This window comes from Sphingomonas sp. KC8, assembly GCF_002151445.1.
Taxonomy (GTDB): Bacteria; Pseudomonadota; Alphaproteobacteria; order Sphingomonadales; family Sphingomonadaceae; genus Sphingomonas_E.
The window spans coordinates 605,455-629,682 of sequence record NZ_CP016306.1 but is presented as its reverse complement, the minus strand read 5'-3'; the positions used below and the strand labels follow the sequence as shown (position 1 = coordinate 629,682).

18 protein-coding genes are annotated in these 24,228 nt (G+C 61.7%); 8 read left to right on the top strand and 10 right to left on the bottom strand.

What is annotated here, in order from left to right:
- The first annotated feature begins 216 nt into the window (after positions 1–216).
- From KC8_RS02985 to KC8_RS02960, 6 genes are all read left to right on the top strand, one after another.
- The gene (locus KC8_RS02985; RefSeq protein ID WP_010123570.1) at positions 217–663 is read left to right on the top strand and encodes a MarR family winged helix-turn-helix transcriptional regulator; all 447 of its coding nucleotides are present in this window, start codon (positions 217–219) and stop codon (positions 661–663) included.
- Positions 664–710: 47 nt separating this feature from the next.
- Positions 711–1,784: a 4-hydroxyphenylpyruvate dioxygenase gene (hppD, locus tag KC8_RS02980; RefSeq protein WP_010123573.1), complete on the top strand. Its 1,074-nt coding sequence runs from the start codon at positions 711–713 to the stop codon at positions 1,782–1,784.
- Positions 1,785–1,797: 13 nt separating this feature from the next.
- Positions 1,798–3,081 (top strand): homogentisate 1,2-dioxygenase, encoded by a 1,284-nt coding sequence (hmgA, locus tag KC8_RS02975; protein WP_010123575.1) that lies wholly within the window; start codon positions 1,798–1,800, stop codon positions 3,079–3,081.
- A 73-nt stretch (positions 3,082–3,154) separates the two neighbouring features.
- Positions 3,155–5,053 (top strand): tetratricopeptide repeat-containing sulfotransferase family protein, encoded by a 1,899-nt coding sequence (locus KC8_RS02970; RefSeq protein WP_010123576.1) that lies wholly within the window; start codon positions 3,155–3,157, stop codon positions 5,051–5,053.
- Between the two features lie 117 nt (positions 5,054–5,170).
- A complete protein-coding gene (locus tag KC8_RS02965) occupies positions 5,171–7,612 on the top strand; it encodes a TonB-dependent receptor (RefSeq protein ID WP_010123578.1) in 2,442 nt (813 codons plus the stop codon).
- Between the two features lie 22 nt (positions 7,613–7,634).
- Positions 7,635–8,948 (top strand): APC family permease, encoded by a 1,314-nt coding sequence (locus tag KC8_RS02960; RefSeq protein ID WP_010123580.1) that lies wholly within the window; start codon positions 7,635–7,637, stop codon positions 8,946–8,948.
- Here KC8_RS02960 and KC8_RS02955 read toward each other — a convergent pair.
- Together KC8_RS02955 and KC8_RS02950 are read right to left on the bottom strand one after the other, a co-directional pair.
- Complete coding sequence (locus KC8_RS02955) at positions 8,916–10,529, bottom strand: phytoene desaturase family protein (RefSeq protein WP_010123582.1); 1,614 nt, start codon at positions 10,527–10,529, stop codon at positions 8,916–8,918. The genes KC8_RS02960 and KC8_RS02955 overlap by 33 nt on opposite strands.
- A complete protein-coding gene (locus KC8_RS02950) occupies positions 10,526–11,713 on the bottom strand; it encodes an aromatic ring-hydroxylating oxygenase subunit alpha (RefSeq protein ID WP_010123584.1) in 1,188 nt (395 codons plus the stop codon). The genes KC8_RS02955 and KC8_RS02950 overlap by 4 nt, the downstream gene beginning before the upstream one ends.
- A 76-nt stretch (positions 11,714–11,789) precedes the next feature.
- Between KC8_RS02950 and KC8_RS02945 the strand changes: the two genes are divergently transcribed.
- Positions 11,790–12,383: a TetR/AcrR family transcriptional regulator gene (locus KC8_RS02945; RefSeq protein WP_010123587.1), complete on the top strand. Its 594-nt coding sequence runs from the start codon at positions 11,790–11,792 to the stop codon at positions 12,381–12,383.
- Here KC8_RS02945 and KC8_RS02940 read toward each other — a convergent pair whose 3' ends face one another.
- From KC8_RS02940 to KC8_RS02915, 7 genes are all read right to left on the bottom strand, one after another.
- Entirely contained in the window at positions 12,384–13,772 is a 1,389-nt protein-coding gene (locus tag KC8_RS02940) for a M20/M25/M40 family metallo-hydrolase (RefSeq protein ID WP_010123589.1), read from the bottom strand.
- Between the two features lie 245 nt (positions 13,773–14,017).
- Entirely contained in the window at positions 14,018–14,968 is a 951-nt protein-coding gene (locus KC8_RS02935; RefSeq protein ID WP_010123590.1) for a Tim44 domain-containing protein, read from the bottom strand.
- Between the two features lie 263 nt (positions 14,969–15,231).
- Positions 15,232–16,383: a tyrosine-protein phosphatase gene (locus KC8_RS02930; protein ID WP_010123591.1), complete on the bottom strand. Its 1,152-nt coding sequence runs from the start codon at positions 16,381–16,383 to the stop codon at positions 15,232–15,234.
- A 203-nt stretch (positions 16,384–16,586) separates the two neighbouring features.
- The gene (locus tag KC8_RS02925) at positions 16,587–18,458 is read right to left on the bottom strand and encodes a TonB-dependent receptor (protein WP_232455607.1); all 1,872 of its coding nucleotides are present in this window, start codon (positions 18,456–18,458) and stop codon (positions 16,587–16,589) included.
- Positions 18,439–19,116, bottom strand: coding sequence for an STN domain-containing protein (locus KC8_RS20190; RefSeq protein WP_232455606.1), 678 nt, complete (start codon positions 19,114–19,116; stop codon positions 18,439–18,441). The genes KC8_RS02925 and KC8_RS20190 overlap by 20 nt, the downstream gene beginning before the upstream one ends.
- Before the next feature lie 68 nt (positions 19,117–19,184).
- Positions 19,185–20,159: a FecR family protein gene (locus KC8_RS02920; protein WP_010123592.1), complete on the bottom strand. Its 975-nt coding sequence runs from the start codon at positions 20,157–20,159 to the stop codon at positions 19,185–19,187.
- Position 20,160: 1 nt separating this feature from the next.
- Positions 20,161–20,610 carry an RNA polymerase sigma factor gene (locus KC8_RS02915; RefSeq protein WP_232455605.1) on the bottom strand — a complete coding sequence of 150 codons (450 nt, stop codon included), beginning with the start codon at positions 20,608–20,610 and terminating at the stop codon, positions 20,161–20,163.
- A gap of 379 nt (positions 20,611–20,989) precedes the next feature.
- On the opposite strand from KC8_RS02915, the gene KC8_RS02910 reads away from it, so the two are divergent.
- Positions 20,990–22,246: an MgtC/SapB family protein gene (locus KC8_RS02910; protein WP_138956591.1), complete on the top strand. Its 1,257-nt coding sequence runs from the start codon at positions 20,990–20,992 to the stop codon at positions 22,244–22,246.
- Here KC8_RS02910 and KC8_RS02905 read toward each other — a convergent pair.
- Positions 22,196–23,914 (bottom strand): MBL fold metallo-hydrolase, encoded by a 1,719-nt coding sequence (locus KC8_RS02905; RefSeq protein WP_010123595.1) that lies wholly within the window; start codon positions 23,912–23,914, stop codon positions 22,196–22,198. The two genes, KC8_RS02910 and KC8_RS02905, sit on opposite strands and share 51 nt — an antisense overlap.
- Positions 23,915–24,228: the final 314 nt, after the last annotated feature.

Here is a 24,228-nt window from a genome sequence, read left to right as displayed (position 1 = left end):
GCCTTCAAAGAAAAGCGCAAACCGGCAACGATATTACGGTCTCGGTCGGCCGCGGGTTGCGGCGATGATCCGTTCCGATGCGGCGCGACCCTGCATTCTTTTTCCCGAATCGCCCGTACGATAGCCAAGCCATGCGTTAGTGTCGAAGGACTTGGCGGTTAATGCGGCGATATGGTTTCACTTGTAACTATATCGCGACGTTGGTAGATTGCACCAATGCCCCCACAGTCACTCAGCCTAGACAGCTTCATTCCCTATCGCCTGTCGGTGGCGGCGAACGCGGCGAGCGCGGTAATCGCCACCCTGTACCAACGGCGATTTGGGATCAGCATCCCGGAATGGCGGGTCATTGCGATCCTGGGCGAAGGCGCGCCGCTTGCGCCGCGCGCGATCGTCGAGCGGGCGAGGCTGGACAAGGTGACTGTCAGTCGGGCCGCCAAGACACTCGAAAGCCGGGGGTTGCTGGCGCGGTCATCCGATCATGACGATCAGCGATCCCATCGTCTGGCGCTGACCGGTCCCGGCCGCGCACTCTATGAAGCGGTCGCGCCCGAAGCGCTGGCGCTGGAGGCGCGGTTGCTGGCGGGTTTCGCCGATTGGGAGCGCGGCGCGCTCGAAGGCCTGCTGCGCAAGGTGGAAGATGCCGCCGCCAGCATCCGATAATAGTTTCAAATTATACTAATAATGATTGTGAGACAGGAGTTTGAGTGATGGCCGCCCCGCATGACAATCCATTGGGTCTCGACGGGTTCGAGTTTGTCGAATTCACCGGCCCGGATCCGCAGGCGCTGGCGACATTGTTCGAAGCCATGGGTTTCACCCATCTGGCGGACCATCGTTCGAAGAATGTCCGCCGCTATGCCCAGGGCGACATCAATTTCATCCTGAACATGAACGCAAGCGGGCAGGTGGCCGATTTCAGGGCCGCGCACGGCCCTTCGGCCAACGCCATGGCGTTCCGCGTGAAGGATGCTGCGCAGGCGTTCGACGAAGCGGTCCGGCGCGGGGCGACGCCGGTGACGGGACCGGTCGGCCCGATGGAACTGAACATCCCCGCGATCGAAGGGATTGGCGGATCCAACCTGTATCTGGTTGATCGTTATGGCGCGCAGGAGATTTACGACGTCGATTTCAAGCCGGTGCCGGGCGCACAACGCGATGATCGCTCGGTCGGCCTTCACACGCTCGATCACCTGACCCACAACGTCAATCGCGGGCGGATGGCCTATTGGGCGGATTTCTACGAGCGGATCTTCAACTTCCGTGAAATTCGGTATTTCGACATCGAGGGCAAGGCGACTGGCTTGTTTTCCAAGGCGATGACCGCGCCTGACGACAAGATCCGCATTCCCCTGAACGAAAGCCAGGACGAGCACAGCCAGATCGAGGAGTTTCTGAAGGAATATAAGGGCGAAGGGATTCAGCATCTGGCGCTGGCCACTGATGATATCTTCGCGACGGTCGATCGGCTGCGCGCGAACGGCATACGGTTCCAGGACAGCCCGGACACCTATTTCGACATGATCGATCAGCGCCTGCCCGGCCACGGCCATGATGTGGAGGAAATGCGCAAACGTCGCATCCTGATCGACGGCGCACCGGAGACGGGCGGTGGCATCCTCCTCCAGATATTCACCGAAAACATGGTCGGGCCGATCTTCTTCGAAATCATCCAGCGCAAGGGCAATGACGGTTTCGGCGAGGGCAATTTCAAGGCGCTGTTCGAAAGCCTGGAACTGGACCAGATCCGCCGCGGCGTGATCCCGGGGCAGGCGGAGGGCTAGAGCGGAGGCGGCCATGCCCGATTATCTGACCGGTTTCGGCAACCATTTCGCGACGGAGGCGGTGCCGGGCGCATTGCCGGTCGGGCGCAATTCGCCGCAGCGGCCGGCCTTTGGCCTTTATGCCGAACAAGTGTCGGGGACGGCGTTTACCGCCCCGCGCGGCGACAACCGGCGCAGTTGGCTGTACCGGCTGCGCCCCAGCGGCGATCATGGCGCCTATCGCCCTTATGCCGGGGCGCCGGGCTTCGCGGTGGACGGCTGGGGCGCGCCGCTCGCGCCCAACCGGTTTCGCTGGTCGCCTTTGGCCGATACGGCCGATGCGGCCGACCTGATCGATGGCATGACGACGATGGCCACAAGCTGCGATCCTGCGGCGCTGGGTGGCGTGACGGTGCATATTTACCGAGCCGCGCGCGACATGTCCGTCCGCGCATTCTGCAATGCGGATGCGGAAATGCTGTTCGTGCCGCAACAGGGGCGATTGCGGCTGTTCACGGAATTGGGCGTGCTGGACGTCGCGCCGGGCGAAATCGCCCTCATCCCGCGCGGGATACGCTTCCGTGCCGAACTGCCGGATGGCGCGGCGCGCGGTTATATCGGTGAAAATCACGGGCAACCCTTTCGCCTGCCCGAACTGGGGCCGATCGGATCCAATGGCCTGGCGGCCCCGCGCGATTTCCTGACGCCCGTCGCCGCATTTGAGGACCGCGACGAAGCGTTCGACCTGATCCAGAAATTCCGGGGCTGTCCTTGGGTGACCGAACTCGATCATTCGCCGATCGATGTAGTGGCATGGCACGGCAATTACGCGCCGTGGAAATATGATCTGGCGCGGTTCAACACGATCGGCACGGTCAGTTTCGATCATCCCGATCCGTCGATTTTCACGGTTGTCACTGCACCATCGGATACGCCGGGCACCGCCAATTGCGATTTCGTGATTTTCCCGCCGCGCTGGATGGTGGGCGAAGATACGTTCCGTCCGCCATGGTTTCACCGCAACATGATGAGCGAGTGCATGGGACTGATCCATGGCAGCTATGACGCCAAGGCCGATGGTTTTGCCCCCGGCGCGTTGAGCATCCACAATCTGATGACGAGCCACGGGCCGGACGTGGCAACGTGGTGCGCGGCCAGCAAGGCGGATCTTGCCCCCGAAAAGATCGACGGGACGATGGCCTTCATGTTCGAAAGCCGCTGGCCGTTCGTTCCGACAGGCCGGGCGTTGATGCTGCCGGAAATGCAGGCTGAGTATGACGCGTGCTGGCGCGGTTTTCCCAAGGCGACCCTGCCTTGACGGGGTCGCTTGATAGGTCCTGATTTTGTCGTCACAACTTGACGGGTTGAACGGTGTCGGGGGATTGAGGGGCATGGCGAACGGCGCAGCGCAGGTGACCACGAACCTCGCAGCTGCATTGTCGCATGGCCAGGATCTGCTCAGAATCAATCCCGCACTCGCGGTGGAGCAAGCCGACGTCATCCTGACGGTGGCGAACGATCACCCGCAAGCACTTGTCCTGCGTGGTCGCGCGCTCGCCGCGCTCGGCCGGCGCGACGATGCCATCGCCGCGCTGCGTCGCGCGGTTGCGCGGGACCCGCGTTCGGCGGAGGCGTGGCGTACGCTGGGCGATCAATTGATCCTGACAGGCGACGGGCCGGGCGCGGATGCCGCTTACGCCCGCCACATCCGCGCCTCGGTCAATGATCCGCGTCTGCGCGAAGCCGCGGAAGCGTTGTGTGACAATAACCTGGCCGTGGCGGAACGGATATTGAAGCCGCACCTCAAGCAATTTCCGACCGACGTCGCGGCGATCCGCATGCTCGCCGAACTCGCTGGCCGCATCGGGCGTTATGGCGATGCGGAAAGCCTGTTGCGCCGTGCCGTGGAACTGGCGCCGAGTTTCGCGGCGGCGCGGTTCAATCTGGCAACGGTGCTGCACCGTCAGAACAAGGCGGTGGCTGCGCTGGTCGAACTCGATCATCTGCTGACAGGCGAGCCGGACAATCCCGCCTATCGCAATCTCAAGGGGGCGGCCCTTGGCCGGATTGGCGATTTTGACGATGCGATCGCCCAGTTCGAAGCCGTTCTTGCACGGCGCCCTGACGAACCCAAAGTGTGGATGAGCTATGGGCACACGCTGAAAACCGTGGGGCGGCAGGCCGATAGCGTTGCGGCCTATCGCCGCACCATTGCGCTGGCCCCGGCCCTGGGTGAAGCGTGGTGGAGCCTCGCCAATCTCAAGACGGTGCATCTCGATGATGCCGACATAGCCGCGATGGAGGGCGCGCTGCTCGGCGAAGGGATCACGCCCGAAGATCGCTTTCATCTGCATTTCGCGGTTGGCAAGGCGCATGAGGATGCGGGCAGCACTGATATTGCCTTCGTTCATTATGCGAAGGGCAATCGGCAACGGCGGGATCTGATCGATTATGACGCCGATCAGACGACGGCATATGTCGATCGATCGATTGCGCTGATGACGCCGGAATTTTTTGCCAAGCGGGCAGGGCAGGGATGTCCGGCGCCCGATCCTATCTTCATTGTCGGAATGCCGCGTGCCGGATCGACGCTGATCGAGCAGATCCTGTCCAGCCACCCGCTTGTCGAAGGCACCCAGGAACTGCCGGATATCGTCACGATCGCACGCAGGCTGGGTGATGGCGCGGCGGATGAAGATAAGCGTTATCCAGCATCACTGGCTGATCTCGCTCCGGCGTCCCTGATGGCGCTGGGCGAAGAATATCTCGAACGGACCCGGATTCACCGCAAAACCGATCGCCCCCATTTCATCGACAAGATGCCGAATAACTGGATGCATGTCGCACTGATCCGGCTGATCCTGCCCAAGGCCCGGATCATCGACGCGCGCCGGCACCCGCTGGGTTGCTGCTTTTCGAACTTCAAGCAACATTTCGCGCGCGGGCAGGCGTTCAGCTATTCGCTGGACGAGGTTGGGCGGTATTATCGCGATTATGCGCGAATGATGGCCGGCGTCGAAGCCGCCCTGCCGGGATATGTGCATCGCGTCGATTATGAAGCGATGGTTGAGAATACCGAAACCGAAGTCCGGCGGTTGCTCGATTTTCTGGCGCTGCCCTTCGATCCGGCCTGTTTGCGGTTCCACGAAACGGAACGGGCCGTGCGCACCGCCAGTTCCGAACAGGTCCGCCAGCCGATCTTTCGATCGGGGGTGGAACAGTGGCAGATGTTCGATGGCCATCTGGCGCCCCTGCGCGCGGTACTGGGCGAGCTTTTGGATCAATATTGATCAGTGATGTTGCACCACAATAAAGCGGATTGACGGCAGCCTGTTAAAGATGGACCTTGCATCCATAAATCGCAATTGAAGCGATACATAGTCGGCTCGACATAGGGGGTAGAGACGATGGTGCACGGGCATGATCAACGTGCGGAACTGCGTCTGACGCGTGTTTCGCTGGGGTTCGGTTTGCTTGCTTCGACGATGTTCGTCACACCGGCACTGGCGCAGCAGGGCGCAGCCGGCGGCGGTATCCAGGAAATTGTCGTTACAGCGCAGAAGCGCGTAGAAAATCTGCAAGATGTTCCAATTGCCATAACCGCGTTCGGCACTGAAAAACTCGATGAGCTTCAAGTCACCGATTTCGATGATTATGCGCGGTATCTGCCAAGTCTGTCTTATCAGACATCGGGGCCGGGTGGATCGAACGTTTATTTCCGGGGTGTCGCATCGGGGGAAGTGGCCAATCACTCGGCGTCGCTTCCGTCTGTCGGCACATATCTCGATGAACAGCCGATCACGACGATCCAGGGCGCACTCGATATCCATATTTACGATATCGCGCGCGTGGAGGCGCTGGCCGGACCGCAAGGCACGCTCTACGGCGCATCGAGCCAGGCCGGCACGATCCGGATCATCACCAACAAGCCCGAACTGGGCAAATTTTACGGCGGTGCCGATCTTGAACTGAACACCGTCGCCCATGGCGGGCAGGGTTATATCGGTGAAGCCTTCATCAACGCGCCGATCAGCGACAACATGGCCGTGCGCGTGGTTGGCTGGTACAAGAAAGACGCCGGGTTCATCGATAATATTCCGGGTACGCTGAACTTTCCGTCATCGGGGATCGCATTCGACAATGCCCCCTTTGTCAAGAAAGATTATAACGACGTGGAAACCTATGGCGGGCGCGCCGCATTGAAGATCGACCTGGATGACAACTGGACGCTCACGCCGCAGGTGATGGGGCAAAAGCAGGTCAGCCATGGTACATTTGCGCAGGAATCCGGGCTGGGCGAACTGCAGGTTCAGCAATTCAACCCGGAACGCTTCGATGATCGCTGGTATCAGGCATCGATGACGATCGAGGGCAAGATCGGCAGTTTCGATCTTACCTATGCCGGATCCTATCTGAAGCGAACGGTGCGTGGGCAATCGGACTATGCAGACTACGCCTATTTCTATGATAAATTGTTCGGTTCGGGTGAGTTCATATATGATAATATGGGTAACCCCATAAATCCGAACCAGTATATCGTTTCCACGGACAGGTTCACCAAGCAAAGTCACGAACTGCGCCTGGCTTCTCCCGGTGAAAACAGGGTGAGGTTCATCGGCGGATTATTCTATCAGGTTCAAAAACATAATATCGAACAAAATTATGTGATAGACGGGCTGGCCGACGTGCTTACTGTCACGGGGACAGACAGCGACATCTGGTACACCAAGCAAATCCGAAAAGATCGCGATTACGCCATTTTCGGTGAGCTGGCAGCCGATGTTACCGACAAGCTGACCGTAACCCTGGGCGCCCGGGTATTCAGATATAACAACACGCTGGTCGGTTTTTTTGGATATTCCGCAGGATATAGCTCCAGAACCGGCGAAGCCGCCTGTTTCGGTCCGCCGATCGTTGGCGGTTCACCGTGCACCAATCTCGACAAAGGGACCAAGGACACCGATTTCACCCATCGGATCAATCTGACTTATAAATTCAACGACGACGTGCTGCTTTATGGAACCGTCTCGCGCGGTTTCCGTCCGGGCGGTATCAACCGGCGCGGAACGCTGCCGCCCTATCAGCCCGATTTCATCGATAATTATGAGATTGGCCTGAAATCGACATTGTTCGACAGGCGGGTCCGCTTCAACATGGCGGTCTATCAATTGAACTGGACCGGTATCCAGTTGAGCTTCCTCGGCGCCAATGGTCTCACCGAAATCCGCAATGCCGGCGATGCCCGCATTCGCGGCGCGGAAATGGATCTCACGGTCAAGCCGTTCGGCGGGCTGACGCTCAGCGCCGGTGGATCTTATAATGACGCCAAGATCACGAAGGACTTCTGCAAATTCGCCAATCTGGAGTTTGACTGCACCATTCCCGGCCCGGACATCACGGGGCCGGATGGCGATCCGGACGGCATACCCGACGATAACGAACAACTGGCACCTGCCGGCACGCGCCTGCCGATCACCGCGAAGTTCAAGGGCAATATCGTGGCGCGATATGATTTTGCGCTGGGTGGCGGGCGGGACGCCCATCTGCAGGCAGGTGTTGTCTATGAAGGGCGGCGCACGAGCGACCTTCGCCTCGTCGAACGCGCGATCACCGGGAACCTTCCGGCCTATACCACGGTCGATATCAGCGCGGGGGTGAGCAGCGATCGCTGGTCGCTGCAGTTGTTTGCTCGCAACCTGTTCGACAAGAATGGCGCGGTGGGAAAAACGATCCAGTGCGGCGAAACGATCTGCGGCGATCCGGATGGCGTGAGTGCGATCGGAGGTAAAATCTACACCTACCCGACCCAGCCACGCACCATTGGATTGAAACTGGGAACGAAATTCTAAAGGCGATCGGGACGGACGGGACATGACAAAGGGCATGGCCGTCCGTCAGCCCCGAGCACTTGGCTTCTGGATGTGCCTGGCGCTTGTCGTGGGCAATATGATCGGGTCGGGCGTGTTCATGTTGCCGGCCAGTCTCGCGCCGTTCGGCTGGAACGCGATCTTCGGCTGGTTGATCACCATTGGCGGAGGCCTGTGTCTGGCCTTTGTTTTCGCGCGGCTTGCGGGCGCTGTACCGCAGGCAGGCGGGCCGTACGCTTATACCCGCGCGGCGTTCGGGCCGCTGATCGGGTTTGTTGTCGCATGGAGCTACTGGATCACCCTGTGGGTAGGCAACGCCGCGATCGCGGTGGCCGCGATTTCCTATCTCAGCGTGTTCATGCCGGCCATCCGCGCGGTGCCGGGCCTGCCCGCGCTGCTGGCCTGCGCCTGCATATGGACGCTGACAGCGGTGAATTGCCGGGGTGTCGCCGCAGCCGGCCGGTTGCAAGTGGTGACGACGGTCCTGAAACTGCTGCCGTTGCTTGCGGTGCTGGTTCTGGCTGCGGTGATGATCGGGCAGGGGCGCACGCCGGCGCCGTTCCGGGTGGCCGATATCCATCCCGCTGCGATTACGGCGACAGCCACGCTTACCTTATGGGCGCTCTTGGGGCTGGAATCCGCGACGATACCGGCGGACAAGGTGGAGGGGGCTGGCAACACGATCGCACGGGCAACATTGTGGGGGATGGCGATCACCGGGGTGATTTATCTGCTGGTTTGTTCCGCGGTGACTTTGCTGATGCCGGCGACCGATGCCGCCCGATCGAGCGCGCCGATCGCCGATTTCATCGCCCTGCATTGGGGTGAGGATGCCGGGATGCTGGTTGCGTTGTTCGCGGCGATCAGCGCGTTCGGCGCACTGAATGGCTGGATATTGCTGCAGGGCGAAATGCCGTGGGCGATGGCGCGTGATGGCGTCTTTCCCCGCTGGCTTGGGGTATCATCGCGCCGTGGCACGCCGGTGCGCGCGCATATCGTATCGAGCATTCTGGTCACCGCAGTGATGCTGACCAATTATTCGCGGTCGATGGCGGACCTGTTCACCTTCATCGCGCTGCTGGCGACATCGACGTCCCTGGTTGCGTATCTCGGCTGTTCGCTTGCGGCGTTTCGGCTGTTGCGTCGCGACAGGATCGTGCTGGTCGTCGCCAGTGCCACGGCGCTTTATTCGATATGGACGCTTTATGGCGCCGGTCCCGAAGCGACGGGCTGGGGCCTCGTCCTTCTCGCGGCCGGCGCCCCGGTTTACTGGCTGGTGCGGCGATCAGGCACGGCGCAGCAAACGGCCGATCAATGAGCGATCCGCGAGGATTTCGTGTGCTGCATTATGCCCCGGCGCGCCGGTGACGCCGCCGCCGGGGTGGGTGCCCGCGCCGCACATGTAAAGCCCCCTGATCGGCCCGCGATAATCGCCGTGGCCCAGCATCGGCCGTGCCGCCCATAGCTGATCGATCGACATATGTCCGTGCATGATATCCCCGCCGATCAGCCCGAACTTGCGTTCCAGATCGACCGGAGAATGGATTTGCCGCGCGATCACCGACGCCTTGAAATTGGGGGCGTGCGCGTTGACGGTGTCGATGATGTGATCGGCCGCCGCTTCACGCTCGTCATCCCAATTGCGGCCGTTGGGCAAAACCGGCGCGAATTGCTGGCAGAACAGGCTGGCGACATGCTGGCCTGGCGGGGCAAGGCTGTCATCCACCGTGGATGGAATTTTCATTTCCACGATCGGCTGCTTGGACCAGCCATGCTCGCGTGCGTCGGTGAAGGCGCGGTCCATATAATCAAGCGTCGGCGCGATGATAATGCCGCAGGTATGGTGTTCAGCCTTGACCGTACCCGGCAGAACCGAAAAATCGGGCAGTTCGGATAGCGCGACGTTCATCCGGAACGTACCTGATCCGACCTTGTAATTGTCCATCCGGCTCGCAAAGTCCGCCGGCATATCCGATCGATCGACCAACTGGCGATAGAGCAGGGCCGGCCCGACATTGGCGGCGACGATCGGGGCGACAATTTCCTCGCCGCTGTCCAGCCGAACACCGGAAACCCGGCCGCCATCGACCAGCAGCTTGGCGACAGGTGCTTCGAGGCTGATTTCGACGCCCAGCGCGGTGCAGGCGGCCGCCATCGCCTGCGTGATCGCGCCCATGCCGCCCACGGCGTGGCCCCATGCGCCCTTCTTGCCGTTCACTTCGCCGAACACATGGTGCAGCAGCACATAGGCCGATCCCGGCGTGTCGGGACTGGCATAATTGCCGACAACCGCGTCGAAACCGAATGCGGCCTTCACATATTCATTTTCGTACCAGCGATCGAGGAAACTGCGTGCGCTTTTGACAAAAAGGTCCATCACGTCGCGCTGCTGTTCGATCGACAGGCCGGCCAGCTTGTGTCCCTGCGCCGCCGCCGCCAGCAGCGCGCGGATCCCGCCGCCGGCATTGGGGGGCGTGCGCAACGCCATGTCGCGCAGCACTTCGGCCACGGCTTCCAGCGCTTCTTCATAAGCCGGGAAGGTTTCGGCATCCTGCTGCGAAAAACGCGCAAATTCGGCCTGGGTGCGCCCCGCGCCGCCGCCCAGCTTGAGGTAGCCGCCATCATGCGGGAAGAAATTGCTGATCGTCCGTTCGATCACGCGATAGCCGTGATCGTGGAGTTTCATGTCCGCAATCACCTTGGGCCGCAGCAGGCTGACGGTGTAGCTGGCCGTCGAATTGCGGAAGCCGGGGTGAAACTCCTCGGTCACCGCAGCGCCCCCCACCACGTGGCGGCGTTCGAGCACGCGGACCTTCAGGCCGGCGCGGGCGAGGTAAAAGGCGCAGACAAGGCCGTTATGCCCGCCGCCGATGATGATTGCATCATAGCGGTTGCTCATGCGGCAGCCCTCCGGCTCCAGCCGCCGGGCGGCGGTTCGGACAGGGCCGCTTCGGGGATGAGATGGCGCAGCTTGCGCGCGAAATTCGCCAGGCACACTTCGCTCTCGCCGAGCGGGCCAACCGTATAGCTGGGCGATGCCATCCCTTGCTGGACGCGTTCGATGATCTGTGTGTCCTCTCTGTTAACCTGGCGGTTGATCCGCCAGTTCAGATATTGTGCAGCGCGCGTCTCGCGGCGATCGTCGTCGGGCAGGCGATAGCTGATTTCGCGGATCAGCGTCGTCGTCGGTGTCAGTGGCAGAAATTGCATGAAATCAATTTGATCCGGATAAATCTCGAACGCAAAGTTGGGCCACAGCTTGTAATAGAGCCAAAGTTTCTGTCGGTCGGCAGGCAGATGGGGCATGTGTGGCAGGAACGCCTGATAAGCGCGTTCGGATATGTTGGATGACGGCCGGTCAACCACATTTCCCCACATCTTGTCGACATAAGAGGCGGCTTCGATGAAATAGCCATCCCGGCCAAACAGACGGGTCAGCCCCGGATGCGCGACAGGGATGTGCAGGCCGTCCGAATAATTGTCGGCGATGTTCTTCCAGTTCACAGGGCGCGGACGCAGCGTGACCCGGCCGATCGCGCGCATATCTTCGAAGCGATAGGGCGCCACTTCGGCATCGTAGCAGCCCATCCTTTCGGCGACCCGCGGGCCATCGCCGGTAAGACGGATGAAAATGAACCCACGCCAGATATCGATATCGATCGGGGCAAGGCCGTGGGTCGTCAGGTCCAGCCCGGGATAGTCGCTCTTCATCGGTACGCCGGTCAGCTGGCCATCATTGCCATAGGTCCAGGCATGGTAGGGACAGACAAGCTTCTTCGCGCAACCCGACGGGCCATCGACAAGGCGGGAGGCGCGATGGCGGCACACATTAGCGAAGGCGCGCACGGCACCGTCGTCACCACGGATCACGATCACGCTTTCGCCGATGAAATCGAGAACGTGATAATCGCCGGGATCAGGCACGTCGCTGACATGGCAGACGACCTGCCAGGACGGCCGCAGCACGCGGTCCATCTCGACCGCGAAATATTCCGGGTCGCTATACAGCCATGCAGGCAGGCTGAGATGATCGCCGGGTATCCCCGCGCCCGATTCCACAGGCTGCTTCAATATCGTGGCCATGACCTATCCCTGATTATTTTACGATTGTATAACAGGGTGCGTTTCCCCGCAAGCGGGCTTGCGCTAAGGATGGGCGATGAGCCGCGCCACCTTTACCCGCGAGGAAGCCGATACCCGGCGACAGGATTTGATCGACGCATGCGCCAAGCGGCTCGCCGAAGAAGGCGTGGCCGGCGCCACGGTGCGAGCGATCTGCGCGGAGGCCGGGGTTTCGCCGGGCCTGCTGCGCCATTATTTCGATGGGATCGACGATCTGGTGGCGGCAACCTATCGCGCGGTTGGCGAGCGGGTGGCGGCGGCGCTGGATGCGGCGGTGATGACGGCGGGAGAGGATGCCCGCGCGCGATTATCGGCCTATGTCATCGCCAGTTTCCAGCCGCCGATCGCGGACCCGGCGTTGCTGGCGACGTGGATCGCCTTCTGGAGCCTCGTCAAGGCGGATCCACGGATCGCCGCATTGCATGGCGACATATATGGCGGCTACCGCGCCGGTATCGAAACGCTGCTTGGCGAAAACGGGGTGCCGGTGGCGGAACGACGGCTGAAGGCGGTGGCGATTACCGCGCTTGTCGATGGGCTTTGGCTGGAACTGTGCCTCGCCCCGCAGGCCTTCACCGCCGATGAAGCGGCGGGGATGGCCGAACGGTGGCTGGATACGCTGCTGACCTGATTATCTGGTGAGTTCCTTCAGCAGCACATACCATTGCTTGAGGCCGCCTTCGATCGTTTCCACCGTCACCCGTTCGTTCAGGCCGTGTGAGAAATCGTCGCTGGCCTTCATATAATAAGGCCCGACGCCGTAACTCGGCACGCCTTGTGCGCGGAAATAAAGGCTGTCGGTCGCGCCTGCCGACATGTTGGGCACGATCGGCACTCCCGGCGAACGGGCGTCGATGGCTTTGCGCAGGGCAGCCAGCACGTCGGGGCGCAAAGGGGACGCATCACTCGCCACGGGATTGCCGATGACGGTGATGTTGGCGTTGGGGCCGGCAAGTTCCGCCAGCTTGTCGCGGACCGATGCGATCTCCACGCCCGGGAATATCCGGCAGTTGACCATGACGGCAGCCGATTGGGGCAGGGCATTGAGGGCATGTCCGCCTTCCAGCATGGTTGCGACACAGGTGGTGCGGATCGTGCCGATCCATTCCGGATCGGCGGAAAGCGTGGCGGCCGCCTGCGCATCGGATGGGTTGGCGACGAAGCGCGTCATCGCTTCGCCAACGGCTCCGGGTGTCTTGGTTGCCGCGGCCGCAAGCGAGGCGCGTGTCAGTTCGTTGATCTGCGCCGGAAAATCATAGGCGGCGATGGCGTCGATCGCCTTGGCGAGATCGTAAATCGCATTATTCTTCGATGGGCGGCTGGAATGGCCACCCGGGTTGGTGAAGGCGATGCGAAAATCGGCATAGGTCTTTTCACCGGCCTGAATGCCATACACGGTGGGCTTGCCGGTCGCTTCGTCGAGCAAGGCGCCACCCGCGTCGCTATTGAGCAGGAGTTCGGCGCCCTTCAACTCTGTGGCGAGCGCCGCCGTGGTTGCCATTTCGGTTTCCTCGTCACCCGATAGCGCGAGAATGATATCGCGGTTCGGGCGGAATCCTTCCTGCTTGAGGCGGATCAACGTCTGCACCATTACGACCACGCCAGCCTTGTTGTCGGCCGATCCGCGTCCATAGACATAGCCATTCTCGACGACCGCGACGAACGGATCGCGTTCCCAGTCTTCCCGCCTGGCTTCCACCACGTCCATATGGCCGGACAGCAGGATGGGCTTGCCTTTGCCGGTGCCGCGGTAGCGGGCGACCAGTGTTGCCGTCTCGCCGCGCTTCTGGACTGTCACGTCCTCAGCCGCGAAGCCGGCGGCCTTCAGCTTGCCGGCAAGATATTCCGCATAAGCCGGCACCTGTCCCTGCCCGGCGACGGTGCGATAGCCGATGGATTTGACGAGCATATTGATCGCGGCGGCATTCTGCGCGCTATCGTTCTTGGCCGGGGTGCCCGCATGGGCCGGTATGGCGGTGGTGGCAAGGAGGAGAGCGGAGGCGATCCATTTCAACCGCATCGATTATCCTTTCGTCGACGGCGCTGCGATGGCGCATCATCACTTGTTTATCGGATGTAAAACAAGGGGGCGATCGCGGGTTTGCGCATCTCGGCCCAGTCGCGGGGGCTGGGGAAAGGCTGCCATAGTGGCTGCCCGAAAAAGGACGGCGTTTGATGGGTGCTGCGAAACGGTCTGACAATTGGCCGACGGGGAACAGATGGGAGCGATGACGGCCGGCCGGGTCCGTCATCGCTCCCTGTTGATCAGGCGGTTTGCACCGCTGACAGGCGCCATGCCTCATGCCCGTCGCGGGCGAAGGTCCACAATTCGGTCGTTTGCGTTGGCCGCGCGGCATCCCCTTCGATCACCGCGCCGGTGGCCCGGTCCAGCATGACATCGACGCTTTCGTACCGCATGGCGATGGTCGCATAATCCTTGCGGCCTTCGCGCCACGCTTCGGCAACTTCGGCTTCGAGCAACTGGGTTCCGGAAACCTGGTTGCGGCGGCCATTGGTGGCGTTCTGGCTAAGCTCTTCAGCGAAGTAGGACATCACTTCAGGCGTGGTCCGTTCACGCAGCGCTGCATAATCCTCGCGCCCGAACGCATCCTGCACTTCGAACAACAGCCGTTCGAACGCTTCCTTGTCGGCCTGTTCGATCGGAATGTCTTCGCTCTGCGGTACGGCGGTGGCGCCGGTAAAGGCAAACGGACGCGTGGGAGCCGCAGGCTGGGCGGCGGCGGTGAAGGGGGAAGCCATGTTGCCACCATAAGCGGGCGCCAGTGCAGGCTTGCGGCGGAACATGCGCAGGCCCAGCCAGATCAGACCACCGATCATGGCAATCTGAAGCAGGGCCATGATGAAACCGGTGCCGGCCAGTCCGCCAAATCCGTTGCCGAGCAATGCGCCGATCAGGCCACCGGCGATCAGGCCCCCGATCAGGCCTTTTGCCAGCCCGCCCGATTTGGCCGGGGCGGGTTTGGCTGCCTGTGCCGGCGATCCTGCCTGAGCGGGCTTGTTGTTTTCGGTCATGGAACGCTGAACCGGTGCAACCGGCTTGCGAGCCGCAGCAGTCGTCGCTGGGGCATCGTGCGTCCGTGCGCCGCGGCTGCCGAAGCTGCCACCCCGCCGCGCATCCGCCGGCGTGGCGAGCATCACGGAAACCGCCAGCCCCATTGCGATGGCGCCAAAGTATCGAAATTTGAAACCGGTCATCTCAACTCCTTCTGGCGCCGGAATATAAGCGGGGTGACCGCAATTGCCAGAAAGGCGAAAATCTTGATCGTGCCAGGATTATATTCGCAATGCGGCCGGATTTGCTGGCAAAAAGCCGTAAATCGCCTCACCTTGATCCGGCCACCAATAATTACATTTTGTGTCGCGCCGTGAGGCAGGTCCCGCGCGGAAACGGGATTTTCCCGAACGCCCGATTGCAGGGCGCGTTCGGGATCATCGATGGCTAGGCGGGCGAAGCCATATTATTCAGGCTTGCCGGCCAGATAGCGAGCACGCAGCCGTTCAATGGCAGCCGCATCCAGCCCGAGTGCGTCGCGGGCATAAGCGCTGAATGATCCATAACGCTGATCGACTTCGGCAAAGGCCGCTTCGAGATAGGCGGCGCGCACACCCAGCACGGGTTCGAGATTTTCAGGCGTGATCGGCGCCTTCGATGCGGCCAGCGCGGCCAGGGATGCGGCGTTCTTTTCGCGCAGATAATCGTTGCTCGCCAGATAATCGGCCATCACCGTTTCGCGCGGGACGCCAAGCAAGGTGAGGATGACCGCGCTCGCCCAGCCGGTCCGGTCCTTGCCGGCGGTGCAATGGTATAATGTGGGACCTGCGGTATCGGCGCCGATCCGGCTTAGCAACTGGCTGTATGCGGTGCGGGCACTGCCGAGCGAGACGAAATCGCGATTGCCCTCGGTCAGCATTTCGGCGCCTTTGCCGGCGGCGATGATGCTCATTGCCTGGCGCATGTCGCCGCCAAGCCCGCCTTTGCTGTCGGCCGCCACGTCGAGCACGAGATGTTCGGCGCCCGCAGGGATGCGATCGGGTTCGCGGGTGCGTTCGCTGCTGGTGCGCAGATCGGCGATCAGCCGGATACCCAGATTTCCCATCGCGGCAAGATCGGCGTCGCTCAGCCGATCGAGCTGGTCGGAGCGATATAGCAGCCCCATTTTCACCCAGCGCCCATCAGCTGTGCGATAGCCGCCGATATCGCGCAAATTGGGGACGGTTTTCAGGTGCACGCCATGATCGGCGATCACCAGCGGTGCGCCATGATCGGGGACAAGCTGGAAGAACCAGCGCTTGTCCGCTGCAAGCCCTGTCACCCGGATCGTGGCGTCTGCCGCGCCCTGCCCAACAGGGTGTTTGCGATCGATATTGTCAGGGTCGGTTCCCGCATAGACCGTCACAGTCTGCGCGCCGGTTGCTGACCAGCGGATTTCGCTGTCGGTCGTGCCGGCAATCCGGGCAACGCTGGCGGCGCGGAACGGGATCAGGTCCGTCTGTTTGACGATCGCGGTGGCTTCGGGACGTGCATCGATGCCGGCACATGACGGAAGCGCCGCGAACATTGCGGCCGCGAGGATGACCGGCAACGTCCGGCTGTTTTCTTTTAGCGTCATATTCCGTCTTTCTTTCATGCGTAGCCCGGCGATCATGACGCCGCACCGCTCCCTTTGTCGGCCACATAGCGTACTTTAGCGCGAACGGTAGCGGTGCTGTCCGATCGATCCCGACAGACCAGTTCGGATTGTCGGGCATGGTGTGCGGTTGATGATATCCCTGAGAAATGGGCGCCGTCTTTCGTTGGCGCCCATATTGTTCGTCAATATTCAAACGTCAGTTCAAGCCCATATGTGCGCGGCTGGCCATAAAAGGCGCTGGGCAGGCCCGCCGAAAAATGGGCCACATAATATTTCGCGTCGGTCAGATTGCGGCCGAACGCCGACAGACGCCAATTTCCAACGCCGATGGGAATATCGGACAAGGTGAGGCGGGCATCGAGAAGCCCATAGCTTGCCGCCTTGTAGCGCGGATCGGACGTCGAGGTGGTGATGCGATCCTGATAATAATATTCCACGAACAGGCCCGGCTGGCCAATCGACGTGTGCGGGAATTGATAGTCCGCCTTTGCGCTGATCGTATTTGGCGCGGTGTTGATGAAACGGAAGAAGCTCGACCGATCTGCGCCGGTAGCGTCGATAACCTTCTTATACTTACCATTCAGATAGGAATAGCTGAAGCTCACGGTCAGGGCATCGACGGGCTTAGCCGTGATGTCCATTTCGATACCCTTCACCTTAGCCTTGCCGGCATTCAGCACGTCGGTGATCCCGACATTGTTCGGGTCCGATCGTGTGTTGACCTGAATATCTTTATAATCCGACAGGAAAGCGGCGATGTTGAACCGCAGCCTGTTGTCCAGCCAGGTGGATTTCATGCCAAGCTCGTAGGCCGTCAGCGTTTCGGGATCAAACCCTGCGGCAAAACGATCACGGGTACTGGCGCGCGTGTTGAAACCACCGGTCTTATATCCGCGCACGACCTTGCCGTAGAGATTGACGTCGTCGTTAACATCGAACGCGACGATGATGCTGGGGCTGACATTGTTGAACGCCGTCTTCCCCCGCGTCGTCGGCCCCACGATGGGCGAAACTCCCGTTGGAATCGTCGTTTCCTGAAGCGAAGCCTTGCGTTCGTCGCGTGACCAGCGCAGGCCAGCCGTCAAATGAAGGCGATCGTCGAGGATCGGCGGCGTCAGCGTGACCTGGCTATAAGCGGCGTAAGCCCTGTTGCCGATGGTCACCGTGCGTTCTGTCATAACGTTGCGCGATGGAACGGCGCTGACATCCAGGCCATCGGCGCTTTCATCAAAATAATAAAGACCCATTACATATTTCAGGCGATCATCAAATAGATCGCCTATGATCTGAAATTCCTGCGAAATCTGATCCTGGTCGATATAATTCTTATTATCGAGAAATGCGTATGGGCCAAGTAATCCAGCATGGTAATTCTGGTATGTCTGGCTTTTCAGTTTTCGGTATCCGGTGATCGATTTCAGGGTCAGGCCGTCCGCCGCATCCCACGACGCCGTCAAATTATGCCCCTGGGCCACCACATCATTGCGCTTCAGATCCTCCACAAAGGTGGAGCCTTCGGTCGGCCGCGCGGCCCTGGCGGGAAAGAGCGGGACGGCAGCCATGAACGTCGGCGTATCGCCCAGTTCGGAACGATCATAGCTGTAGCGGATATCGAAATCGGCACTGGGCTGCCACAGAAACGCGGCGCGATAGGCATTGCGGCGCTGATCGCCAAACCGCTTCACCCCGGTTCCGCGGTTCCGCACGAAACCATCGCGTTCGGTGTGCATGTAGCCAAATTCCACCGCCAGCGTATCGGCGACAGGCACGCTGACATTGGTGCGCGTACGGAAATGACTATAATTACCCACGGTTACCGTTTGCTTGATCCGCAGTTCATTCAGATCGGGTGCCCGCGTGATGAAATTGATCGCGCCGCCGGTGGCGTTGCGGCCATAGAGTGACCCCTGCGGACCGCGCAGCACTTCCACCCGTTCGAGTTCGGCCACTTCGGACACCATGCCCTGGGTTCGCGCGACATAGACGCCATCGACATAGACCGCGACAGACGGATCCTGGGTGATCTGATCGTCATTATTGCCGACGCCGCGCAAAAAAGATGCGTGTGCTGGTGCCGCTGTTGGGGTGAGGGGTGATCTGCAGGCTAGGCACCTCGGAACGCAGGTCCGAAATGTCGTTAATGCCGCTTTTTTCCAGATCGGCTGCCGAAAAGGCCGCAATCGAAATCGGTGTATCCTGCAGGGATTCAGCGCGTTTCTGGGCCGTCACGACAATATCGGTCAAGCCCGAATCCGCCACTGGAACCGCGGTCGGGCTTGCCGGCGTCACACCAAGGCCGTTCAATTGGGGGGTCGCGCTGGCGATCCTGACCGGCTGGGCGGCGGCGGCAACGGGCCGTGAACCGATATCCCGGCCATTCCGGCCGAGTTCACCCCGTTTGCGAATGATCAGCGCGCCAACCTCGTCGCGCAGCACTTCCAGCGACGTGCCGAGAACCAGTTTGCGTGCCGCATTTTCGGGGGTCAGCAATCCCCTGACCGGCGTGGACCGCAGGCCTGCGACGGCGTCCGGCGTAAACAGGATGCTGGTATGCGTGCTTTGCGCCAGTTCATTGAGGGCCACGGCAAGCGGTTTCGCCGAAATATGGATGGCGACGGGGGCCTGGCGTGCCATGGCCGGCATCGGCGCCAACGACAAAATCACCGCCGCACAGGCCAGAATGGATCGGCGGTATGCCGGTTTATAGCTCATCGATTGTCCCCTCCCAGGCGGTGGTTTTGTCCCGCCTTGCCCCAGTGACGAACGACGCGCGGTTTTCCTCAGCTCTGTGGGTCGAATTTTTCGTCGATTGGTTCAATCAGCACTTCCTGCGGGGTGCTGCGTACCACCGCGGGCAGCAAATTGGTGACGGATCGGGCAAATGCCTCGGCATCGCGCGTGCTGTATGTGCCGCTGATGCGCATGGCGGCGAGGTTTTCGTCGGCGACGACCAGCGGTCGACGGCTGTAACGGTTCATTTCGGCCACAGCGATGGCGAGCGGCTGGTTGTCGAACGTGGCCCGGCCTTCCTGCCAGGCGGTCGCCCGATCGATATCGGGATGCTCCTGACGAACCATGTCGTGCTGGCCGTAGACGATGCGTTCGCCCGGCTTTAGAAATGCCGTCTTCTCGTTCGCCGCAGTTCCCATGGGCTGAACCGCGACCCGTCCTTCCACCAGCAGGATCGCCACTTCCTCGCCATTGCGCGCTACATCGAACGCGGTGCCGAGTGCCACGACCTCGCGGCCCGCCGCATTGACCCGGAATGGCCGGTTCGGATCTTTGGCGACATCGAAATGGGCGCGGCCATGCACCAGTTCGATATTGCGGCTTTCGGCCGTAAAGCCGACGCGTATCACCGTTTCGGTGTCCAGCGTGAGCGACGATCCATCCGCCAGCGCGATCCGCCGCTGTTCGCCACGTTGGGTTTCATAGGTGACGGGGGACGTTCGCTGCCACATGATCGTCGTCGTCGAAACGACCGTCATGGCGGCAAGCGCGGCCGCGAGCATCTTGCGCCGTCCGATCATCGGCTCAGGGCGTTCTGCAGCCCTGTGTGTCGTGATCAGTCCGCCGGCGGCATCCCATGTGCCCGTCACCAGATCGAACGCCGCCGCATTTTGAGGGTTTTCGGCGAGCCATGCCTGGAACGCAGCCTCATCCGCCGCGCTGCGCTCCTCATTGCGCAGGCGAGCCAGCCACGTGGCGGCTTCGGCTTTCAAAGCACGGGGTATCAGTCGTTTGCGCGACTGCATGTCACCAACCTTCGGTCCATTCGGCAAGGAACAAGGAAGCCTTCGCCACATGCTTTTCAACGGCGCTCACGGTGATGCCGAGGGCGCTTGCGATCTCCCGATACTTCAGACCGTCGCTTCTGTGCATCAAGAATATCTCGCGTGTTCGGGGACTCAGCCTCGCAACGCCCTGACGGACGCGCTCAAGACGCTGACGGGCCTGTAACATTTCAAATTGCAATGGGCCATCGTCGGCAAGATTGGCCAGGTCGTACGCGTGCGCAGCGCCTTCGGCCGTGTGATAGCGCCTTCGTGAATCGTCGATCGCGACATTCGTCGCCGTCCGCACCAGAAAGGCCTCCGGATTGGCTACGCAGGCCCGCGCGCGATATTCCTCCAGCCGGATATAGGCCGTGTGCAAATGATCCTCGGCCCTGTCGGGATCACGCGTTGCACGGGCAATCCGGCGCACGAGGCCGCGCCACCCATGGCCGTCACGCGGTATCCAGGTCATTGCCGCCCCGACATGGCGGATTGGCTGCACGGCTCCCGTCGCATCCGCGTCCAGAACATCCCGGTCCCCCTCCCTGTTGTGGGTTTAACCACCCATCCTTGCGCGCAGGTTCAGCCGGATTATCGCTCGGGGTCAACCGTCGCGATGCCGTTTGGGAGCACTGCGGGTGCGGATATCTGGAAGAACTGCCGAAATTCCCGGCGGTAGAAAATGATGCGATAAGAAATATGCTGGGCTATTTCCTCGAATGCCCGCCGATTGGGTAGATAAGGACAAATGCGTATCTCGCTTCGGAACGATGTTGGGGCATTGCGGCCGTAAGACGGCGGAGATGGCGATGGGGATTCTTCCGGGCGTACCGGGTTCGATCATGATGCTGGCGGATGCACTTGCCGTTGGCCTGTTGATCGGCGTTGAGCGTGGGTGGACTTCGCGTGCAGAAGGGCCCGGGACACGGGTAGCGGGATTTCGCACCTTTGGCGTGCTGGGGCTGATCGGTGGCGTCGCGGGTATGCTGGCGCAGTTGCCTGCCGCCATGGCACTCGTCGCGGCGACGGCATTTCTGCTGGTGGGCTATGTTCGCCAAAGCGCACGCGCCGACGGATTGAGTGCGACGAACGCGCTGGTCGGTGTCCTCACCGTGATGCTTGGCCTGCTGGCGACGACCGGCCATGCCACGGAAGCGCTGGCTGCTGCGGCGATCGTCGCCTTGCTGTTGTCCATGCGGCAGAAACTGCATGGCTGGCTGCGCGGCATGAGCGAAACTGAAATCCGGTCGGCCGCCCGCTTCGGATTGATCGCGCTGGTGCTGTTGCCGCTGGCGCCGGATGTCCCGATGGGCCCGCTGGACGCGTGGAACCCCCACCAGCTGTGGCTGGTGGTGGTTCTGGTTTCGGGCCTGTCCTTCGCCGGCTATGTCGCGGCGCGCCGGATCGGCCAGGCGCGGGGCGTGCTGGTCACGGCGCTTTGTGGAGCGATCGTGTCATCGACGGCGGTGACGGTTGCGTTCGCGCGAAGGCTGGCCGCAGGCGAGGCACCGGCAGGCCCGCTGATCGGCGGGATCGCGCTGGCTTCGTTGATGATGTTCGTGCGAGTCCTGTTGCTTACCGGTATTCTTGCACCTTATGCCCTGCCGTCGCTGGCCCAGGTGATCCTTCCCGCGCTGGCGACGGCGGCGATCCTGACGGTGGTGATGTTGCGCCGGACTGGCGCCGGGCAGGCAACAGGCGCCGTCACGCTTGGCAATCCGCTCGATCTGGGGGCGGCGCTGGGGCTTGCGGCATTGGTGGCGCTCATTTCGCTGGCAACCCGCTGGGCATTCGAACGCTTTGGCGAGATCGGCGTCGGCGGTGTGCTGGCGCTTACCGGGCTGGCGGATGTGGATGCGGCGGTGATGTCACTCGCCGGGCTTTCGACCGGGACGCTCGACCCCCGCACCGCGGGGCTGGTTCTGGCGGTTCCTGTTCTGCTCAATACGCTGTTCAAGGCTGGCCTCGCACTTGTCCTTGCCCCCGGAAAAATGGGGTTGCGCGCTGCCACGCCGTTAGCGGCGAGTGTCGCTGCGTCGGCGGTTGCGTTGCTGCTGCTGTGGTAAGCGGGTCGCTGCCTGCTTGCGCGCGCGATGATCGGCAACATCGTCGAGCAGATGGCGCATCCGGCGAATGGCGTCGCGGCGGGCCGCGTCATCATGGATGCGTTGCAACTGCCGTTTCAGATTGACGGCAAAATCGGCATAGTCGTTCTGCCAGTCGCGCGCGGCCACCTGCTGGATTTCGGGAATGCCGGTCGACAGGCGCCGGGCCGGCGCATTGGCTGCCAAGCAATAGCGTTCGCCGATGGCGGGCATCAGCACGCTATTGTCCTTGGTGGCGCAGGCGTCGCGCAATGCGGCGATTGCGCCGGGTTCGCCATGGGACAGGAACAGGCTGCCACGGATGGGTTGGCGGGCGGAAATCCAGTCCAGCAGATCGCTGCGATCGGCGTGGGCCGAATAGCTTTCGATCCGGTGGACGCGGGCGCGCACCGCGATATCGCGGCCAGAGATGCGGACACGTCGCGCGCCATCCAGAAGCGTGCGGCCGAGTGTGCCCTGCGCCTGAAAGCCGACGAACAGGACCGTCGAATCCGCCCGCGCAAGATTATGGATCAGGTGATGGCGGATCCGCCCGCCTTCACACATGCCGGATGCCGCCAGGATCACGGCGCCCGACATCGTATTCAGGTTCATCGACTGGGCAGGGGTTTCGATATAATGGAACGCATTGTTGTCGAAGATGCCGCCATCGCCAAGATCAGCCAGTTCACGCTGATGCTTGGCGAAGACGCTGGTCGCCCTGCTGGCGAGCGGTGAATCAATGAATACCGGGCGATTGGGCAGGCGCCCGGTGTTGATCAGCGTGGCGATGTCGAACAACAATTCCTGCGTCCGTTCCACGGCGAAGACCGGGATGATGAGGTTGCCGCCACGGCTCAGGGCATCCTTGATTTCCTGTTCCAACATGGATTGGCGGGCGGCAATCTCGATGTCCGGCCGGTCGCGGTCGCCATAGGTGCTTTCGCAAATGACATGATCGATGCCGACAGGCGCGGTGGGTGCGGACTGGAATGTCTTGTTGGCCGGCCCCAGATCGCCCGAGAACAGGACTGATACGCCCCCGGCGTTGAGTTCGATCGATGCCGCACCCAGAATATGGCCCGCATTCCACAGTCTGGCCCGCATCCCTGGCGCCGGCTCGAACCATTGGCCCGGCGATACCGGTTCGATGAGGGCGATGGCGCGCTCGGCATCCGCCTCGGTATAAAGCGGAGCAATTTCGGGTTCGTCGGCGCGGTCGGCGCGGTGATTGCGATGGGCGGCGTCGCTCTCCTGAATGCGCGCTGCGTCGGCGAGCATGTAGACAAGCAGATCGCGCGTCGCTTCGGTGCACCAGATCGGCCCGGAAAAGCCATCGGCGGCCAGGCGCGGAAGCAGCCCGCTATGATCGATATGGGCATGGGTCAGGATGACCGCGTCGATTTTGTCCGGGCTAAACCGGAAGGGTTGATGGTTGAGGTGTTCGAGACTGCGTGATCCTTGAAACAATCCGCAATCGACAAGGATGGACCGGCCGCCATGGGCCACTTCCATGCATGAGCCGGTCACCGTCTGTGCGGCACCGTGGAAGGTCAGTTCGATGTCCGTCATGCCGATTTCTCCAAATCCGTCATGCGCCAAGCTGTCAGAACGCAACCAGGATAGTGTTTCGACCTTGCCCGCCTCCATGCCGCGTTCCAAACGGGGCCAGCGTCGCCGCGCCGGCTACGGCAGAGTTGGCAGGGTTTGCGGACGCCTTGCCGGGTGTGCCGGACGCAACTTGCCGGCATAATCCGCAATATCCCGTAGGGGTGATGCGCATCCCACCAGATGCCGGCGGAAGTGGCGTATCAACAGATGGGGAGGAGGCGTGCCGGATCATCGCCGTCCGTCGATCCAGGCACGTTTCGGCGCCAGCGCCCAACCGGCTCTGGCTCGCCGACATTACCTAGAACCTGCTAGGCGCCTATTGGAGGGTTTCGAGTCTTTGGTTCTGGGCAGCG

Coding starts and splice junctions, on each gene's coding strand:
- hppD (WP_010123573.1), top strand. CDS start 711: ATGGCCGCCCCGCATGACAATCCATTGGGTCTCGACGGGTTCGAGTTT.
- KC8_RS02970 (WP_010123576.1), top strand. CDS start 3,155: ATGGCGAACGGCGCAGCGCAGGTGACCACGAACCTCGCAGCTGCATTG.
- KC8_RS02950 (WP_010123584.1), bottom strand. CDS start 11,713: ATGGCCACGATATTGAAGCAGCCTGTGGAATCGGGCGCGGGGATACCC.
- KC8_RS02905 (WP_010123595.1), bottom strand. CDS start 23,914: ATGGAGGCGGGCAAGGTCGAAACACTATCCTGGTTGCGTTCTGACAGC.
- KC8_RS02945 (WP_010123587.1), top strand. CDS start 11,790: ATGAGCCGCGCCACCTTTACCCGCGAGGAAGCCGATACCCGGCGACAG.
- KC8_RS02985 (WP_010123570.1), top strand. CDS start 217: ATGCCCCCACAGTCACTCAGCCTAGACAGCTTCATTCCCTATCGCCTG.
- KC8_RS02965 (WP_010123578.1), top strand. CDS start 5,171: ATGGTGCACGGGCATGATCAACGTGCGGAACTGCGTCTGACGCGTGTT.
- KC8_RS02955 (WP_010123582.1), bottom strand. CDS start 10,529: ATGAGCAACCGCTATGATGCAATCATCATCGGCGGCGGGCATAACGGC.
- KC8_RS02930 (WP_010123591.1), bottom strand. CDS start 16,383: ATGACGCTAAAAGAAAACAGCCGGACGTTGCCGGTCATCCTCGCGGCC.
- KC8_RS02960 (WP_010123580.1), top strand. CDS start 7,635: ATGACAAAGGGCATGGCCGTCCGTCAGCCCCGAGCACTTGGCTTCTGG.
- KC8_RS02940 (WP_010123589.1), bottom strand. CDS start 13,772: ATGCGGTTGAAATGGATCGCCTCCGCTCTCCTCCTTGCCACCACCGCC.
- KC8_RS02935 (WP_010123590.1), bottom strand. CDS start 14,968: ATGACCGGTTTCAAATTTCGATACTTTGGCGCCATCGCAATGGGGCTG.
- hmgA (WP_010123575.1), top strand. CDS start 1,798: ATGCCCGATTATCTGACCGGTTTCGGCAACCATTTCGCGACGGAGGCG.
- KC8_RS02920 (WP_010123592.1), bottom strand. CDS start 20,159: ATGCAGTCGCGCAAACGACTGATACCCCGTGCTTTGAAAGCCGAAGCC.
- KC8_RS20190 (WP_232455606.1), bottom strand. CDS start 19,116: ATGAGCTATAAACCGGCATACCGCCGATCCATTCTGGCCTGTGCGGCG.
- KC8_RS02910 (WP_138956591.1), top strand. CDS start 20,990: ATGGGGATTCTTCCGGGCGTACCGGGTTCGATCATGATGCTGGCGGAT.